The organism is Denitratisoma sp. agr-D3 (genome assembly GCF_054658675.1).
On the sequence record NZ_BAAGIA010000001.1, the window covers coordinates 484,294 to 500,885 of the forward strand.

General features: G+C 65.1%; 14 protein-coding genes. 4 read left to right on the plus strand and 10 right to left on the minus strand.

Annotated elements, in window-relative coordinates:
• Positions 1–7 precede the first annotated feature (7 nt).
• The 4 genes from ACYQ2U_RS02335 to ACYQ2U_RS02350 all read right to left on the minus strand — a co-directional run bounded on the left by ACYQ2U_RS02335 (position 8) and on the right by ACYQ2U_RS02350 (position 2,815).
• Positions 8–436: a YybH family protein gene (locus tag ACYQ2U_RS02335; RefSeq protein ID WP_459948723.1), complete on the minus strand. Its 429-nt coding sequence runs from the start codon at positions 434–436 to the stop codon at positions 8–10.
• Positions 437–450: 14 nt separating this feature from the next.
• Complete coding sequence (gene waaF / locus ACYQ2U_RS02340; protein WP_459948724.1) at positions 451–1,452, minus strand: lipopolysaccharide heptosyltransferase II; 1,002 nt, start codon at positions 1,450–1,452, stop codon at positions 451–453.
• A 201-nt stretch (positions 1,453–1,653) separates the two neighbouring features.
• On the minus strand, positions 1,654–1,884 hold the full coding sequence (locus ACYQ2U_RS02345; RefSeq protein WP_459948725.1) for a zinc-finger domain-containing protein: 231 nt from the start codon (positions 1,882–1,884) through the stop codon (positions 1,654–1,656).
• Between the two features lie 10 nt (positions 1,885–1,894).
• Positions 1,895–2,815 (minus strand): branched-chain amino acid transaminase, encoded by a 921-nt coding sequence (locus ACYQ2U_RS02350; RefSeq protein ID WP_459948726.1) that lies wholly within the window; start codon positions 2,813–2,815, stop codon positions 1,895–1,897.
• Between the two features lie 122 nt (positions 2,816–2,937).
• On the opposite strand from ACYQ2U_RS02350, the gene ACYQ2U_RS02355 reads away from it, so the two are divergent.
• From ACYQ2U_RS02355 to mnmA, 3 genes are all read left to right on the plus strand, one after another.
• Complete coding sequence (locus ACYQ2U_RS02355) at positions 2,938–3,390, plus strand: NUDIX hydrolase (RefSeq protein ID WP_459948727.1); 453 nt, start codon at positions 2,938–2,940, stop codon at positions 3,388–3,390.
• Between the two features lie 13 nt (positions 3,391–3,403).
• The gene (locus tag ACYQ2U_RS02360; protein WP_459948728.1) at positions 3,404–3,979 is read left to right on the plus strand and encodes a hypothetical protein; all 576 of its coding nucleotides are present in this window, start codon (positions 3,404–3,406) and stop codon (positions 3,977–3,979) included.
• 70 nt (positions 3,980–4,049) lie between these two features.
• On the plus strand, positions 4,050–5,159 hold the full coding sequence (gene mnmA / locus ACYQ2U_RS02365) for a tRNA 2-thiouridine(34) synthase MnmA (protein ID WP_459949233.1): 1,110 nt from the start codon (positions 4,050–4,052) through the stop codon (positions 5,157–5,159).
• 77 nt (positions 5,160–5,236) lie between these two features.
• Here mnmA and ACYQ2U_RS02370 read toward each other — a convergent pair whose 3' ends face one another.
• From ACYQ2U_RS02370 to ACYQ2U_RS02385, 4 genes are all read right to left on the minus strand, one after another.
• The gene (locus ACYQ2U_RS02370) at positions 5,237–5,581 is read right to left on the minus strand and encodes an FKBP-type peptidyl-prolyl cis-trans isomerase (protein WP_459948729.1); all 345 of its coding nucleotides are present in this window, start codon (positions 5,579–5,581) and stop codon (positions 5,237–5,239) included.
• A 22-nt stretch (positions 5,582–5,603) separates the two neighbouring features.
• Entirely contained in the window at positions 5,604–8,252 is a 2,649-nt protein-coding gene (locus ACYQ2U_RS02375) for a sensor domain-containing protein (protein ID WP_459948730.1), read from the minus strand.
• Positions 8,245–9,114, minus strand: coding sequence for an NAD(P)-dependent oxidoreductase (locus tag ACYQ2U_RS02380; protein ID WP_459948731.1), 870 nt, complete (start codon positions 9,112–9,114; stop codon positions 8,245–8,247). Before ACYQ2U_RS02380 ends, ACYQ2U_RS02375 begins: the two co-directional genes overlap by 8 nt.
• Before the next feature lie 89 nt (positions 9,115–9,203).
• Entirely contained in the window at positions 9,204–9,815 is a 612-nt protein-coding gene (locus ACYQ2U_RS02385; RefSeq protein ID WP_459948732.1) for a DUF4202 domain-containing protein, read from the minus strand.
• Positions 9,816–10,193: 378 nt separating this feature from the next.
• Here ACYQ2U_RS02385 and ACYQ2U_RS02390 point away from each other — a divergent pair, with 378 nt between their 5' ends.
• Complete coding sequence (locus tag ACYQ2U_RS02390; protein ID WP_459948733.1) at positions 10,194–12,935, plus strand: nitrate reductase; 2,742 nt, start codon at positions 10,194–10,196, stop codon at positions 12,933–12,935.
• Positions 12,936–12,977: 42 nt separating this feature from the next.
• Here the strand turns inward: ACYQ2U_RS02390 and ACYQ2U_RS02395 are convergent, their stop codons facing one another.
• Positions 12,978–14,597, minus strand: coding sequence for a methyl-accepting chemotaxis protein (locus ACYQ2U_RS02395; RefSeq protein WP_459948734.1), 1,620 nt, complete (start codon positions 14,595–14,597; stop codon positions 12,978–12,980).
• Positions 14,598–14,840: 243 nt separating this feature from the next.
• Positions 14,841–16,466, minus strand: a complete 1,626-nt coding sequence (locus ACYQ2U_RS02400) for a methyl-accepting chemotaxis protein (RefSeq protein WP_459948735.1) — start codon at positions 16,464–16,466, stop codon at positions 14,841–14,843.
• Positions 16,467–16,592: the final 126 nt, after the last annotated feature.

Sequence of the window (16,592 nt, forward strand, 5' to 3'; positions counted from 1 at the left end):
GTTCCGGTCAGTGCAGGATTTGGGCGTAGTTGGCGGACTCGGGGGGCGAGGGCGAGGCATGGTGCAAGACCAGGCGCCAGCCCAGGGGCCCTTTGAGGAAAATGTTGGTGGCGACCACCGGCGCCAGGTTGTCTTCTTCCTGGCCTTCCACGGTGATTTTTTCCACCACGCTATGAATGGCGGTGAAGGGATTGACCACGGCAGACAAGGTGTGGATGCGGAAATGCAGCCGGGCGCCGCCTTCGAACACGGCCTGCCAGGCTTCCCGCACATTGGCGTAGCCGGAGATGCGCGGACCGCCGGGGGCGACGTAGACCACTTCCTCCTCGTCGCACCAGACCGCCATCAGGGCTTCCAGGTCGGCTCGTTCGATGGCCTCGTAGAAGGCGGCCTCGGCGTCCTGGGGGGTGGCGAAGAAGGTCTTGTTGGCGGGCATGCTCAGGTACTCATTCAGACGCTCATGGCGGCGAGCACCCGGTCGGGGCTCAGGTCTTCCAGGCAATGGAGATGCCCCAGGGGACATTCCCGCTTGAAGCAGGGGCTGCACTCCAGATGCAGGCTGAGTATTTTCGCATGGCTCGACAGGGGCGGCGTGTAGATCGGGCTTGAGGAGCCGTAAAGGGCGATCAGGGGCCGGGCCAGGGCGGCGGCCACGTGCATCAGGCCGGAGTCGTTGCTGACCACCCAGCGGGCGTCCGCCAGCAGGTCGATGGCCTGGTCGAGGCTCGTTCGGCCGCACAGGTTGACCACGTCTTCGCTGGCCGCCAGGCCGGCGATGTCGTCGCCGTTGGCGGCGTCCTTGGCCGAACCCAGCAGCCACACCGGCGAGCGGGGCGAGGCCAGGCGTCGGGCCAGTTCCGCATAGTGGCGGCTGGGCCAGCGCTTGGCTGGGCCGTACTCGGCGCCGGGGCAAAAAATATAGGGCTTGACCTCTTCGGCCAGGCCCAGGGCGCGGCGGGCGGCCAGTCGCTGCTCCGGCGTGGAGGACAGGCGGGGTTGCGGCAGGGGGCGGGGCAAGGGTGCGCCGACGGGTTCCGCCAAGGCGGCGTAGCGTTCCGCCAACTGGGGCAGGGCGGCCTTGTCCAGCAGATGTCGCTGGTTGAGCAGGCCGTAGCGGGCCTCGCCCTGGTAGCCGATGCGGCGCGGGATGCCGGCGAAAAACGGGACCAGGGCCGATTTCCAGGAGTTGGGCAGGACGAAGGCCTGCTCATAGCCCTCCGCCGCCAGGGACTTGCCCAGGGCGCGGCGGGCGAAAAAGGCGAAATCACCGTGGCCGAAGGGATTGGTGATGACCCGCCGCACTTCGTCCATGCGGTCAAAAAGGGGGGCGGACCAGCCCGGGGCGAGCACGTCGATGACCGCGCCCCGCTGTGCCAGGCGCGTCAGCAGCGGCTGGGCCAGCAAGGTGTCGCCGATCCAGGAGGGGGCGACGACGAGGGTTTTCTTGGGCATCAAGGGAGAGCCAATGGCCGAGACACAAAAAACGGACAGGGCTCAATCCGCTCGATATTCAGCCCCGACACTGGCTTGCTGTGAGCGACGTCGCACAGGTGCATGGTGATATCGAGCGCAGCAAGCACATTAAATCCCCCACCCCGGGGCGGGGTCGGGGGTGGGGGGCATGGAAGTACCACTGACTTTCATGAATGAAAGTCAGTGGTGTCCCTTGGGGCGTTCGCCGGTGAAGGTGTAGGTGGCGCCGCAGTAGGGGCACACGGCCTTGCCGTCCTCGTTCTTCAGCACGTCGAGGAAGACCCGGGGATGGCGGGCCCAGAGGGGCGCACCGGGGCGGGGGCAATGGAGGGGCAGATCGTGGGCGGTGACGTTCACGTCGCGGACGGAATCGTCGACGGGGGCTTGCGCTGCTTTGCTGACGGCGGTCATGAAGGATTCCTCAGATGTAGGAAAGCCAGTCGCGGTGCGCGGCGGACTTGCCGCTCACCACGTCGAAGAACTTGGCCTGCAACTTGGCCGTGATGGGGCCGCGCTTGCCGGCGCCGATGGTGCGGTTGTCCAGCTCGCGGATGGGCGTCACCTCGGCGGCGGTGCCGGTGAAGAAAGCCTCGTCGGCGATGTAGATGTCGTCCCGGGTCAGGCGGCGGCTCTTTACTTCCATGCCCAGCTCGGCGGCCAGGGCGATGATGGTGGCGCGGGTAATGCCGGTCAGGGCGGAGGCGATCTCGGGTTCGTAGATCACACCGTCCTTGACGATGAACAGGTTCTCGCCGGCGCCTTCGGCCACGAAGCCCTCGGTGTCCAGCAGCAGGGCTTCATCGTAGCCGTCGGTGGTGGCTTCCAGGTTGGCCAGGATGGAGTTGGCGTAGGTGGCGGCCAGCTTGGCGCGGGGCATGATGGAATTGACGTGGGCGCGGGCGTAGCTGGAGGTCTTGATGCGGATACCCTTCTCCAGGCCGTCCTCGCCCAGGTAGGCGCCCCAGGGCCAGGCGGCCACGGCCACGTGCACGGTGGCGCCCTTGGTGGAGATGCCCATCTTTTCCGAGCCGTAGAAGGCGATGGGGCGCAGGTAGCAGGATTCCAGCTTGTTGGCGCGCACCACTTCCAGTTGGGCTTCCATCAGTTCTTCCAGGCCGTAGGGGATGTTCATCATGTAGATGCGGCCGGAGTTGAGCAGGCGCTGGGTGTGTTCCCGCAGACGGAAGATGGCGGTGCCGGAGTCAGTCTTGTAGGCCCGGACGCCCTCGAATACCGACAACCCGTAGTGCAGGGAATGGGTCAGTACGTGGGTGGTTGCTTCACGCCAGGGGACGAGCTTGCCGTCGTACCAGATGAAGCCGTCGCGGTCGGCCATGGACATTTGGGGTTCTCCAACAGAGGGTTGAGTCGTCACGGGGACGACCAAAGAGGGAGATTTTACCGGATTGAGGGCCAGGGAAGGGCGTTGCGGAGGCAGCGCGCGGCCACGGGTAAAATGCCCGCATGGACAGAATCTGGAAACCCAACGTCACCGTGGCCGCCGTCATCGAACGGGAGGGCCGTTATCTGCTGGTGGAAGAGGAAACCGAGAACGGCATCCGCTTCAACCAGCCCGCCGGACACCTGGACCAGGGCGAATCCCTGGTTGCCGCCGCCAGCCGCGAGGCCCTGGAGGAAACCGCCTGGCACTTCACCCCCACCGAACTGGTCGGGGTGTACCAGTGGCCCCGGCCCCAGGGGGACATCACCTACCTGCGCTTCGCCTTCACCGGCGTGCTTGGCACTCACGAGGCCGACCGCGCCCTGGATACGGGCATCCTGCGGGCCGTGTGGCTAACCCCGGCGGAAATCGAGGCCAGTCAGGAACGCCACCGTAGCCCCCTGATCTGGCAATGTGTTCAGGACCACATGGCGGGCCGGCGCTTTCCGCTGGACCTGATCCGCCACTACGATTGAGTGTCCGCACTGCATGTCCCGCCGTTTTGCCAGCCTCTGCATTGCCGTCCTGCTGCTGACGACGGGCGGGTTGTGCTGGGGCGATGAGTTGGTTACCGTTTGTTTCAACTACGGTTGCGCCAGCGAGGCGGTGGCGGTGTTTTCCGAAGCGCGCCTCCGCCTCCTGCGGGACAGCCTGGCCCTGGCCGCGAGTCCGGAGCAGGAGCGGGCGCTGTTGACCTTGGCGGTGGGCAGCCTTTATGGCTGGGCCGGCGAGCAGACGCCGATCCATGCTGACCGGGGCGGCAACTATGCCGACGAAGGGGAATACGGCACCATGGATTGCATTGACCATTCCCTCACCACCGAACGGTTCTTGAAAGTACTGGAAAGCCGCCACATGCTGCGCTTCCACCGCTTGGCGGGACGGGTGCATCGGCTACGGCACCTGGTGATGGAACACAATGCAGTGGCCATCGACGAGATCAACAGCGAGGATGGCGAGGCCCCGGTGCGTTACGTGGTGGATAGCTGGTACGTGGATAACGGCAAGCCGGCATTGGTCATGCCCTTGCAAAACTGGATGGATGGAGAGGGACCGGATGTCTGATGAAAATAACCTTTCCCCCAGCCCCTTTCCCAAGGAAAGGGGTGACGGGGATTCGCTGCGCTCCGGCGAGATGAACGCGCCCGCCCTGGGGCGGCCCGGCGGCGGGCGGGGAACCGTAGTCGTCGGCATGTCCGGCGGGGTGGACTCGTCGGTGGCGGCGCTCCTGCTCAAGCAGCAGGGCTACAAAGTGATCGGCCTGTTCATGAAGAACTGGGAGGACGATGACGACGACGAGTACTGCTCTTCGCGCCAGGACTTGATCGATGCGGTGTCCGCCGCCGACACCATCGGCATCGAGATCGAGGCGGTGAACTTCTCCGCCGAGTACAAGGAACGGGTCTTCGCCGAATTCCTCAAGGAATACCAGGCGGGCCGCACGCCCAATCCCGATGTGCTGTGCAACGCCGAAATCAAGTTCAAGGCCTTCCTCGACCACGCCCTGCGCCTCGGCGCCGACCGCATCGCCACCGGCCACTACGCCGGTGTGCGGGAGTTCCAGGGCAAATATCAACTGCTCAAGGCCGAGGATGGCAGCAAAGACCAGAGCTATTTCCTCTATCGGCTGAACCAGGCCCAGTTGTCCAAGGCGATGTTCCCCCTGGCCGATCTCTACAAGCGCGACGTGCGCAAGATGGCCGCTGACGCCGGTCTGGCCAACCACGCCAAGAAGGACTCCACGGGCATCTGCTTCATCGGCGAACGACCCTTCCGCGAATTCCTGCAACGCTACCTGCCGACCCAGCCCGGGGAAATCCGCAATCTGGATACGGAGCAGGTCATGGGCCAGCACCAGGGCCTGATGTACCACACCCTGGGCCAGCGCGACGGACTCGGCATCGGCGGCGTCAAGGGTGCACCGGAACTGCCTTGGTACGTGGCGAAAAAGGACATGGACAAGAATGTGCTCTACGTGGTCCAGGGCCATGATCATCCCGCCCTGTTGCAGGACCGCTTGACCGCCATCGACCTGTCCTGGGTCTCCGGCGAGGCACCCCATACCCACTGGGTGTACGCCGCCAAGACCCGTTATCGTCAGCCCGACGCCCCCTGCGAGGTGGAGCGGGTGGACGCCGACACCTGCGACGTGGACTTCGCCGCGCCCCAATGGGCGGTGACGCCGGGCCAGAGCGTGGTGATCTACGAATCCCGAGTTTGTCTCGGTGGCGGCATTATTCGCTGAACCGATACATTGCCAAAATGAAAGGGGCTCGGTGTTACCGAGCCCCTTTGCTTGGTTACTTTGGTCCGACGAATTTCTTAGCTCAGGCCGAGTAACTCCACTTCAAACACCAGGGTGGCGTTGGGGGGGATCACGCCGCCGGCGCCGCGGGGGCCGTAGCCCAATTCCGGGGGGATGGTCAGCTTGCGCTTGCCGCCCACCTTCATACCCTGCACGCCTTCGTCCCAGCCGGCGATGACCCAGCGCTTGCCGAGGGGGAATTCAAAGGGTTCGTCCCGGTCCAGGCTGGAGTCGAACTTTTGGCCGTCGGTGAGCCAGCCGGTGTAATGCACGCTGACCTGGTGGCCGACTTCGGCCACGTCGCCTTCGCCGACGACGATCTCTTCGATCACCAGGCCGCTGTCGGTGGTGGTGGTACTCATGGTTTTTCCTTTTTGCTTGGGTTTAGGGCCGCGCCAGCAGGGGCGGCGGGTTGAAGATATGGTCTGCGTTCAGGGGCGGCAGGGGCCGGGAGAAATAATACCCTTGGAACTTGCGGCAGCCGTAGTTCATCAGCACGCCCAACTGGGCGTCGGTTTCAACCCCTTCCGCCAGGATGTCCAGGCCCAGGTTGCGGGCCAGGCCAATGATGGCCGAGACGATGGCGGCGTCTTCCTTGTCGTCGCACAGGTCGCGAACGAAACTCTGATCCACCTTCAGCTTGTGCACCGGGAAGCGCTTGAGGTAGGCCAGGCTGGAATAGCCGGTGCCGAAGTCGTCGATGGCCAGGTTGACGCCCATGCTGGCCAGCTCGCCGAGGCGGGATAGGGTTTCCTCCACGTCCTGCATCAGGGCGCCCTCGGTGATTTCCAGTTCCAGCAGGGAGGCGGGCTGGCCCGTATCCACCAGGATGTTGCGGATGGTGTCCACCAGCTCCTTTTGGCGGAATTGGCGGGGCGAGAGGTTCACCGAGACGGGAATCGCCGGGCGTCCTTCGTCCTGCCATTGGCGGTTCTGACGCATGGCCTCGTGCAACACCCATTCACCGAGGGGAACGATCAACCCGGTTTCCTCGGCGACGGGGATGAACTCTCCCGGCGAGATCATGCCGTGCTCCGGGTCGTTCCAACGCACCAGGGCCTCGGCACCGCATACCGCCGAGCGCTCCAGGTCCACCAGGGGCTGGTAGTGGAGCAGCAGTTCGCCCCGGGCGATGGCGGTGCGCAGGCGATGTTCCAGGTTGAAGAAGCGGGTCGCCTCGTCGTTCATGCGCGGCGTGAAGAACTGGAAGTTGTTCCGTCCCGCCGCCTTGGCGTGGTACATGGCGGTGTCGGCATTGCGCATCAACTGCATGGCCTCGGTGCCGTCGTCGGGGAAGACGCTGATGCCGATCGAGGGGGTGATTTGCAGGGCGTGGTTGTCGATGTAGGTGACGGGCGCCAGGGCGGCGATGATCTTTTCCGCCACCATCACCGTGTCGTCCAGGCTGCCGATCTCGTTCAACACCACGACGAATTCGTCGCCGCCGAGGCGGGACACCGTGTCCACGCTGCGTACCGCGCCCCGCAGCCGGTCGGCGATGTTCTTCAGCAGCTCGTCGCCGATGGCGTGGCCGAGGGAGTCGTTGATGGACTTGAAACGGTCCAGATCGAGGAACAGCACCGCGCCCCGGGTATTGCGGCGTAGGGCCTGGTTGATCGCCTGGCCCAGGCGGTCCTGGAGCAGGGCCCGGTTGGGCAGGCCGGTCAGGGTGTCGTGGTGGGCCAGGTGCCAGATGCGCTGCTCGGTCTGCATGCGCTCGAAGATTTCGTCCTGCAACTGGGCATTGGCGGTGGCCAGCTCCAGGGTGCGTTCCTGCACGCGGTTTTCCAATTCGTCGCGGCTTTGGCGCAGGGCCTCTTCCGCCAGTCGGCGCTCCGTGACGTCCTCGAAAATCCAGATGGCCTCGAGGCCGGTGCTTTCGTCCTCGCGGGTGCGACGACCCGAGATGCGCAACCAGATGGCGCTGCCGTCCTTGCGCTGGCCGGGGATTTCGGCGACGAAGGTGTCGCTGCGGCGGATGACCTCCTGGGCTTTTTCGCGCAACTCGTGGAAGGCGACCTCGGAGGGGTGCAGGGACAGGGTTTCCTTGCCGACCAGTTCTTCCGAGGCGTAGCCGAAAAGCTCGGCCACCTTGGGATTGGCCTTGAGCACGGTGCGGCCCCGGGTGTAGAGAATGCCCACTGCGGCGTGGTCGAAAATGGTCTTTTGTTCCTCCAGGGCCTGGCGCAGCAGGGCGTCCGCTTCCTTGTAGGCGGAGATGTCCTCCACCAGCCAGGCGGAACCCGCCGGCGGATCCTCCGGATCGAAGGCTCGGCCGGAAATGCGGCCCCAGAACAGGCTTCCATCCTGGCGGCGCAGGCGCAGTTCGCTGCGGAATTCCTTGCCCAGGGCCAGATCCTGGTAGAAGGTCTGGATCACTTCCTGGAGCACGCCTTCCCGGGAAAACAATTGCTCCAGGGGCATGTGCAGCAGGTCGGTGGCGCTGTAGCCGAGCATGCTTTCGAAGCACTCGTTGGAACGCACGATGCGGCGCTGGCGTACCACGGCGATGCCGATCAGGCTGGTGTTGAAGATGCCCAGCAGTTCCCGGGTGGAGGTTTCCAGCATGATCCGCATGTGGCGGTCGTCGCTGACGTCCTCCATGATCCAGATGGTGCCGTCCTGTGGCCGGTGGGGGTCGATGGCCTTGGCCGAGATGCGGCACCAGAACAGGGTGCCATCCTTGCGCATCATCTGCCGTTCACCCCGGTAGGGCCGGCTGCTGGTCAGGGCCGGGATCGCCTCTCGCCCCAGGGCGGCATAGTCCTCCGGGCTGGGATTGAGGGTGATGCCGGGCAGGCCGATCATGTCGGCAACGTCGTCGAAGCCCCACATTTGGGCCGCCACGGGATTGGCCTGTACCACCACCCGGTTGCGGGTGAAGATGATGCCCACCGTGGCGTTTTCCAGAATGGCCTTGAGTTCCAGCACATTCTGGGCCGCCAGGGTGCCGCCCAGGGGACGCAGGGCCTTGGCCATGCCGCCATCGCTCAAGGACGAGGCCGGCGTGGGCGGCGGGTGCGTCTTAGGCACCTAGTTTCTCCAGCATTTTGTAGATGGCGAGGGAGTCCTCCTCGCCGCCGCCGCTGCCCACCAGGGCATTGAGCAACTGGGCCACCAGGGCCGCCGTGGGCAGGGGCGCGCCTTGACGGCAGGCCTCCTCCATCACGATGCGCAAGTCCTTCTGGTGCATCCAGGCCTTGAAGCCGGGCTTGAAGTCGCCGGCCAGGATGCGGGCGCCGTGCACGTCCAACACCTTGCTGTAGGCAAAGCCGCCGAGCAGGGCCTCGCGCACCTTGGCCGGGTCCACGCCGCTTTTCTTGGCCAGCAGGAAGGCTTCGGACACCGCCGTGATGCCCGCCCCGACCAGGATCTGGTTGCAGGCCTTGGCCACTTGTCCGGCGCCGCTGGCACCGATGTGGGTGATGGTGCGGCCCATGACCTCGAACAGGGGGCGCATTTTCTCGAAGACTTCCGCCTTGCCGCCGACCATGATGGTGAGGGTCGCCTCCTTGGCGCCTTTTTCGCCGCCGGAGACGGGGGCGTCGAGGAAATCGATGCCCTTGGCCGTCAGTTTTTCCGCCACGTCCCGGGCGATGCTGGGGGAGATGGTGCTCATGTCGGCCACCATCAGGCCGGGCCGGGCGCCGTCGGCGATGCCGCCGGGGCCCAGCAGCAGTTCCGCCACGTCGGGACCATCGGCGACGATGGTGATCAGCGCGTCAACCTGGCCGGCCAGAGCGGCCGGGGAATCGTGGCACACCGCGTCGGTGTCCTTGAAGGGCGCCAGCGTGTCGGCCCGACGGGCCCACAAATGCAGACGGTGGCCCGCGGCAGCCAGGTGCTGGGCCATGGGCCTGCCCATCAAGCCGAGACCGATGAATCCGATATCCATACCTACCCTTTGTTCGGTTTTCCGTCCGCCGAATTCCGAGCAGACTTCAATATAAACATGGTCAAGCTACGGCTTTATATCAGATTACTTTAAGTTCCGGCGCCAATGGCCTTCTGGATCAGGGGTACCAGAGGCTCCGGTAGCCGGATGCCACCGCCCAGGGCGAACTGGCGCGCCGCCTCGGACAACTTGCGCCAGGTCTTGGCGATGATGCCGAGCCATTTTTCTTCGCTGTAGTCGGCTTTTTGCTGGGCAAAGCCGAGCATGTAGTGCTCGATGAAAACCAGGCCCGCCACGTCTTCCAGCAATTGGGTGTCCGCATTGTTCTTCAGGTCCCGCTTGCCCACCGCCGTCTGGATGCGGTCCACGTCCGCCGCGCTGGCGCCGGCCTGACGGGCGATGGCCGCAGCTTCCTCGGCGTGGAATTTGTACAAGCCGGTACGCCACTGGTGATAACCCACCTTGTCCATGGGGTAGCGGTCGCGGGGCACCGTCCAACGGCGAATGTGCTGGGCACGCACGGCCACTTGCATGGCGCCATCGGCCTGGGGTGCAAAGCGGCCGAGCATTTCGCTCATGCGCTGGCCGTAGAGAACCTCCTTCGCCACCGGGCGACCATCGTCGCCGATTTCGTGATTGGGGTCGGCGCTATTGGCCTCGTCGATCAGGGCCAAGGCCCGGGAAAACCACGGTTCCGTCATGTCTATCTCCTTCGCGGCCATTATAGGAAGGGATTAAAACGACCGACAGGAACCCGTCGCATCTTGAAATAACTTTTGCACCAAGGCCTTTCTTTCACGGTGCCCCATGCACCATCGCGGCGCATGAAACCCTCGCTGGTGTCGCGCAAAACCGCGCCATACGGCGAAAAAGCCATGGCACGCACCTTGCAAAAAGACCGTGTCATCGGGTGGGACGCCGTCGTCCCTGTTGCTACCAGGCCCGCTGACCCGAGCGCATTACGACAGGAAGCCCCGTCGGCCCTCTTTCAGGTTCCCCACCTGAGCCGACCAGGATGTGGCAACGCCGCCACCCCTCAGCGTTCTCCACTTCCCTTTGTCTTTTTGCGAGCTTCCGCCATGGAAACCAAGACTACTTGTCCTTATTGCGGCACCGGCTGCGGTGTCATCGCTGAACACGACGGCGTTCAGATCACCGGTGTGCGCGGCGACCCGGACCACCCGGCCAATCGCGGCCGCCTGTGTACCAAGGGCGCCACCCTGCATTTCACCGTGGCGCCGGAAACCCTGTCCCTGCGCGCCCAGTATCCCGAATTGCGCAGCAGCAAGAACCAAGCGCGCCAACGGGTGAGCTGGGAGGCCGCCCTGGACCAGGCCGCCGAACGCTTCGCCGAGGTGATCAAGACCCACGGCCCGGAAGCCGTGGCCTTCTACATCTCCGGCCAGTTGCTGACCGAGGACTACTACGTCTTCAACAAGCTGGCCAAGGGGCTGATCGGCAGCAACAACATCGACAGCAATTCCCGTCTCTGCATGTCCAGCGCCGTTACCGGCTACAAGGCCACCCTGGGTGCCGACGCCCAGCCCTGCGCCTACGAGGACATCGCCCTCACCGACTGCATTTTCATCACCGGCGCCAACACCGCCTGGGCCCACCCCATCGTCTTCCGCCAGATCGAGGACGCAAGAAAGGCCAATCCGGACCTCAAGCTCATCGTCGCCGACCCGCGCCGCACCGACACCGCCGAGGCTGCCGACCTGCACCTGCCGCTCTTGCCCGGCACCGACGTGGCCCTCTACCACGCCATGCTGCACGTCATGATGTGGGACGGCCTCTGCGACCTGGACTACATCGCCGCCCACACTGAAGGCTTCGACGCCCTGCGCGACACCGTGCGTGATTTCACCCCCGCCGTGGCCGCCCAAATCTGCGGCCTGCCCGAGGCCGACATCGTCACCGCCGCCCGCTGGCTGGGGAGCCGGGACAAAAAGGCCATTTCCATGTGGTGCCAGGGCCTCAATCAGTCGGCCCAGGGCACCCACAACAACGCCGCCCTGATCCATCTGCACCTGGCCACCGGCAAGATCGGCAAGCCCGGCTGTGGCCCCTTTTCCCTCACCGGCCAACCCAACGCCATGGGCGGGCGGGAAGCCGGCGGCATGGCCAACCTGTTGTCCGGCCACCGCGACTTGGCCAACCCCGAACACCGGGCCGAAGTGGCCCGGCTCTGGGGTGTGGACGAGGTGCCCGCCCAGCCGGGCCTCACGGCCATCGAGCTGTTTAAGGCCGTGGCCGAGGGCAAGATCAAGGCCCTCTGGATCGCCTGTACCAATCCGGCCCAGTCCCTGCCCGAGTCGGACCAGGTGAAGGCCGCCCTGGCTGCCTGCGATTTCGTCGTGGTCCAGGAAGCGGCCCGCCAGACAGACACCACGGCATTTGCCGACCTGCTGCTGCCTGCCGCCGGCTGGGGCGAGAAGGGCGGCACCGTCACCAATTCCGAACGTCGCATCACCCGGCTTCAGGCCGCTGTGCCCGCCATCGGCGAAGCCCGCCCCGACTGGCGCATCGCCGCCGATTTCGCCCTGGCCCTTGGTCGGGCGCTGGGCAAGGGCGAACTGGCCCAGCGCATGTTCTCCTACACTAGCAGCGAAGATGTGTTCAACGAGCATCGGGAATCCACCCGAGGTCGCGACCTGGACATTACCGGTCTTTCCTACGCTCTGCTCGAAACGCAAGGGCCCCAGCAGTGGCCCTTCCCCGCAGGCGCCAGCACAGGCAAGACCCGGCTCTACGAGGATGGTGTGTTTTCCACCGCCAGCGGCAAGGCCAGGTTCCTCAATGTGCGGCCGGCGCCCAGCGCCGAAATGCCCAATGCCCGCCAGCCCTTCCGCCTCACCACGGGCCGCTTGCGGGACCAGTGGCACGGCATGAGCCGCACCGGCACCGTGGCCCGCCTGTTCAACCATGCGCCGGAACCCCTGCTGGAAATCCATCCCGACGACGTCTATCGGCGCGGCCTGGAGGATGGCGGCCTGGTGAAGGTGAAGAACAAGCGGGGCAGCTTCGTCGCCCGGGTCAAGGCCACGGCCTCCATGCGCTCGGGCCAGTTGTTCATGCCCATGCACTGGGGCGGCCAGTTCATGCGCGGCGGTGGCGCCAACACGGTGACCACGCCCCTCTTCGATCCCATCTCCAAGCAGCCGGAACTCAAGCACGCGGCGGTCTCCATCGAGAAGTTCGAGGCCCATTGGCAGATCGTCGCCCTGTTCCGTGCCCCGGCTGGCGCCGGTGCCACCACCCTGGCCCTGCACGCTGCCCTGCAACCCTGGCTGCACCGTTGCGACCACGCCACCTTGACCCTAAGTGGGCGGGAAGATCCGGTGCTGGTGTTCCAGGGCTGGTGCCTCAAGGCCGAGGATGGTTGGAGCGCCGAGCAACTGACGGACTTCGACAACGCCCTGGGCCTGGACGATGCCCACGCCCTGCGCTTCGCCGACCGCAAGCGTGGCATCTCCAAGCGGGCGCGGATCGAGGGTGGTTTATTGCTGGGGGTGCGTCTGGCCGGGGAAGCCAAGGCCAAGGACTGGCTGACCGACATCATGACCCGGGGCGCCATGCCAGCGGAACTGCGGCGCTGGCTGCTGGCGCCGGTGGATCAGCCCCCCACCGGCAGCAAGCGGCGGGGCAAGGTGGTGTGCAATTGCTTCGACGTGTCCGAGGACGAAATCCTCGCCGAGTACGCCGCCGGCCTCGACCTGGCGGCACTCCAGGCCAAGCGCAAATGCGGGACTTCCTGTGGTTCCTGTATGCCGGAACTCAAGCGCCTGGCGACGACGGTCGACAAGACGCGGGCGGCGTGATGCTCAGGACCGGGGGGCACATGTGTGTCCCCCGCCTGGCTGTTAGAGACGGAAGCGGGAGGTAGCCGCGCTCAGTTCCTGGGCGATGGTTTGCAGGGAGCGCGCCGCTTCGGCGGTGACGTCCATGCTCTGACTGGTGTGTTCCACCTGGCCGACGATGCGTTCCACCTGCTGCGCCAGGGAGGTGCTGGCCACGCTTTGTTCCTTGGTGGAGGAGGCCACGTCCCGCACCAGCGACTGGGCGACCTGGGCGCCCTGGGAAATCTGTTGCAGCAGGGCGTTGGTGTCGGCGGCCGACAGCTTGGCCTTTTCCGCTTCCGGCAGGGCGCTTTCCATGACCTGGGCGGCGGCGACGGTTTCGCTCTGAATCCTTTCCACCACGGCGGAAATTTCCAGGGTGGCTTTTTCCGTCAGTTCCGCCAGCTTGCGCACCTCGTCGGCCACCACGGCAAAGCCGCGGCCCTGCTCCCCGGCCCGGGCTGCCTCGATGGCGGCGTTGAGGGCCAGCAGGTTGGTCTGGGAGGCGATGTTGTTGATGGTGCCGGCGGTGTGGGCGACCTCTTCGGCGTTGCCCGCCAGGGTGCGGACTTTTTCGGTGGCGGTGGCGACGGAGTTGAGCAGGGCGGCGATGTTGTCCACGGTCGCCGTCACGTTGCGTTCCCCCTGGGCGGCCAGTTCCACGGCGGTGTTGGAGTGTTGCTCCGTCTCCAGGGCGTTGTCGGAGACGTGGGTGATGGACACGGTGAGTTCCTCCATCGCGGCCGCCATGGACTGGGTGGCATCCGCCTGGGTGGCGGCGGCGTGGGCGACTTCGCTGGAGGTCTGGCTGATGTCGTTGGCGGCCTGGGTGACCTGGGCCGAGCCGGCGGCGATGTTCTTGATCATCTCCCGCAGGGACTGCACCAGCCGCGCCAGCTCACCCACCAGGCTGTCGTCGTTGTTGGGGCGCAGGGTGATCGTCAGGTCCCCGCCCGCCACGGTTTTCATGGCTTGCACCGCCTCGGCCGGCTCGCCGCCGATCTGGCGCAGGATGCTGCGGGACAGGACCCAGGCGGCGGCGCCCACCGCGACCATGATCAGGGCGATGACCACGGCGACGTAGATCAGTTGTTGGTAGAACAGGCGGTTCAGGTCGTCGATGTACAAGCCGGAGCCCACGGCCCAATCCCAGGGGGCGAAATGCTCGACGTGGTGCAACTTGGGGAATTGTTCGGTGCCGCCGGGCTTCACCGTCAGGGTCTGGATGAAGTCCACTTTTTGCAGGGCGGAATTGATCAGGTCGCGGACCGGGTAGCCGCCGGACTTGTCCTGGCGGTCCCAATGCTCGGCGCCGATGTACTTGGGGTTGATGTGGGCGATGCCGCGCCCCTTGGCGGTATAGACGTAGAAGTATTCCTCGCCCAGATAGCGCATGCTGGTCACCGCCTGGGCCGCCATTTTCTGCGCGTCTTCCCGGCTCAACTCACCCTTGGCTTCCCGTTCCTGGAAGCCCTTGATGGTGGACAAGGCCACGTCCACCGCTGCCCGCAGGGTGACCTTGCGGTCTTCCAACAATTGTTGGCGCAGGTGATTGACCTGGAAGAAGCCCAGCAGCAATAGGCCGACGAGGGAGATGAGGACTGAAAGCGCCAGTCGGCGGCGCAGTGTCATGGTTTGCAGCATGGAAGTTCCTTGCGGTCAAAGTGTGGGGTCAAGCGCTGAGACATGCACCTCTACGGGGCATTGGCGACCGAAATTACTATAACTTTAGGACGATTGACTGACTGGCTGCGGGATCTACGTAGTAACACTGATAGACAGTGTTGCACAAAAAACGGGCAGGAGAAAGTCCTGCCCGAATCGGGTACTGGCGCGGCGATTCGCCGTATTTGTCTGTCAGGGCTGTTGCAGCCCTGGCGTCTGAGCTCAATGGGTGAAGGCGCTCATGGCACCACGCAGGCGCAGGGCAACCGACTGAAGCACCGAACCCGAGCGCGCCGTGTCCTGGGTGGTGGCGTTGCCCGTTTCCGCCAGGGAGCCCAGTTGCTCCATGTTGTTCGCCACCTGCTGGGCCGCCGTCCGTACCTCCTGGGTGGCATTGACGATGTCGGCCATGGCCGCGCAGACCTCGGCGATCTTCTGCTGGATGGCCACCAGGGAGGCACCGGACGCTTCCACGTGGTGCAGCCCCTGTTCCACGTCCGAGGCACTGCCGTCGATGGTGACCACGGCGGACTGGATGCCATGCTGAATGGCGAAGATCAGGCTTTCGATTTCCTGGGTGGCGCGGGTGGTGCGCTCCGCCAGCTTGCGCACCTCGTCGGCGACGACGGCAAAGCCGCGGCCTTGCTCGCCGGCCCGGGCCGCCTCGATGGCGGCGTTCAAGGCCAGCAGATTGGTCTGGTCGGCGATCTCGCGGATGGTCTGGACGATGCTGGTGACCTGCTGGGACTGCTCGCCAAGGCGAGTGACGGATTCCTGAGCCTCGCGGCTGGCGGAAGACAATCGTTGCACGCTGGACAGGCTTTGCAAGCGGGCTTGATCCCCCTGCACCGCCTGGCTTTGGGCTTCCTGTACCGTGTCGCCCACGCTATGGGCCTGGTCGGCGATGAGGGCGATGCTGGCCGAAATTTCCTCCATGGCGGCGCTGGTGGACAGGGCCGAGGCGGCCAGTTGATTGGAGTTTCCTTCCAGGGAGGTCAGGGCCGTGCTGACTTGGTGGGCCTGGCTTTCCACTTCCTCGGCTTCCCGCGAGGTATTCACCACCAGGGTGCGGATTTTTTCCTGGGCTTCCTTGAGGGCCGCCATGACGCTGCCGGCCACGCCGACCCGGGCCGAGGGCCGCAGGTCGCCCCGGGCCAGGCGTGCCATTTCGGCCCGCAGCTCCTCGGGCTCAGCCCCCAGCAAGCGGTCGATGCGACGGGCGATCAATTGGTAGAAGACGAAGGACAGCAGGATGCATAAGGCACCGACGCCGCCCAGCAGCCAACGTGCCTGGGTGGCGGTGGCCTTCAGGGTTGCCAGTCGGCCGTCGGCCCAATCCCCGGCCAGTTTCACCGTATTGTCCACGCCGCTGCGGTGGGCCTGGTAGAGCCGCTTCAACTCCCCCAGGGCCTGGCGCGCGGCCTCGTCGTTGCCTTCCATCACCGCCGGCAGGAAGCGTTTGTCGAGGGCGGCGAAATACTCGGTGCCCTTGTCCTTTTGCAGGCCCAGCAGGCTTTCCCGCACTGCCTTGTCCACCGTGGCGCCGGTCCAGTAGGCGTTGCGGTCGTCGAAATCCTTTTTCAGTTGTTTCAGCTTTTCCGCCAAGGGCTTGCGTTCCGCCAGGGGCGTGTCCAGCAACTGGTAGGCGATCAAGTGGGTTTCAATCAGATAGAGCGGCGGCGGCAGAATGTCCGCCACCACATCCTTGCCGGCGCCCATGTCGTCGGTCGCCTGACCCAGACTTCTCAAGGCGGCGATGCCACCGCCAAAAATCGCGACGAAACCGACGCCGCATACCAACACCATGAGCAACAACATGCCGCGAATCGAGTGAAGCATTGAACGCATCAGGAGTGACCTCGAGTTTTTGTTTTTGAAGGGGCCAGAAGCCGGCATGGACCTAGCATGAATCGGACCATGGCACTCGGGTATTCCATCGGTGCAATTGTGCCCGGCGGGCTGGGTCAGGAGAAA

What these genes read in the sequence shown, in the direction of transcription:
- ACYQ2U_RS02350 (WP_459948726.1), bottom strand. Translation starts at nt 2,815, where the DNA reads ATGTCCATGGCCGACCGCGACGGCTTCATCTGGTACGACGGCAAGCTC.
- ACYQ2U_RS02385 (WP_459948732.1), bottom strand. Translation starts at nt 9,815, where the DNA reads ATGACGGAACCGTGGTTTTCCCGGGCCTTGGCCCTGATCGACGAGGCC.
- ACYQ2U_RS02335 (WP_459948723.1), bottom strand. Translation starts at nt 436, where the DNA reads ATGCCCGCCAACAAGACCTTCTTCGCCACCCCCCAGGACGCCGAGGCC.
- ACYQ2U_RS02370 (WP_459948729.1), bottom strand. Translation starts at nt 5,581, where the DNA reads ATGAGTACCACCACCACCGACAGCGGCCTGGTGATCGAAGAGATCGTC.
- waaF (WP_459948724.1), bottom strand. Translation starts at nt 1,452, where the DNA reads ATGCCCAAGAAAACCCTCGTCGTCGCCCCCTCCTGGATCGGCGACACC.
- ACYQ2U_RS02390 (WP_459948733.1), top strand. Translation starts at nt 10,194, where the DNA reads ATGGAAACCAAGACTACTTGTCCTTATTGCGGCACCGGCTGCGGTGTC.
- mnmA (WP_459949233.1), top strand. Translation starts at nt 4,050, where the DNA reads ATGAACGCGCCCGCCCTGGGGCGGCCCGGCGGCGGGCGGGGAACCGTA.
- ACYQ2U_RS02400 (WP_459948735.1), bottom strand. Translation starts at nt 16,466, where the DNA reads ATGCGTTCAATGCTTCACTCGATTCGCGGCATGTTGTTGCTCATGGTG.
- ACYQ2U_RS02360 (WP_459948728.1), top strand. Translation starts at nt 3,404, where the DNA reads ATGTCCCGCCGTTTTGCCAGCCTCTGCATTGCCGTCCTGCTGCTGACG.
- ACYQ2U_RS02355 (WP_459948727.1), top strand. Translation starts at nt 2,938, where the DNA reads ATGGACAGAATCTGGAAACCCAACGTCACCGTGGCCGCCGTCATCGAA.
- ACYQ2U_RS02345 (WP_459948725.1), bottom strand. Translation starts at nt 1,884, where the DNA reads ATGACCGCCGTCAGCAAAGCAGCGCAAGCCCCCGTCGACGATTCCGTC.
- ACYQ2U_RS02380 (WP_459948731.1), bottom strand. Translation starts at nt 9,114, where the DNA reads ATGGATATCGGATTCATCGGTCTCGGCTTGATGGGCAGGCCCATGGCC.
- ACYQ2U_RS02395 (WP_459948734.1), bottom strand. Translation starts at nt 14,597, where the DNA reads ATGCTGCAAACCATGACACTGCGCCGCCGACTGGCGCTTTCAGTCCTC.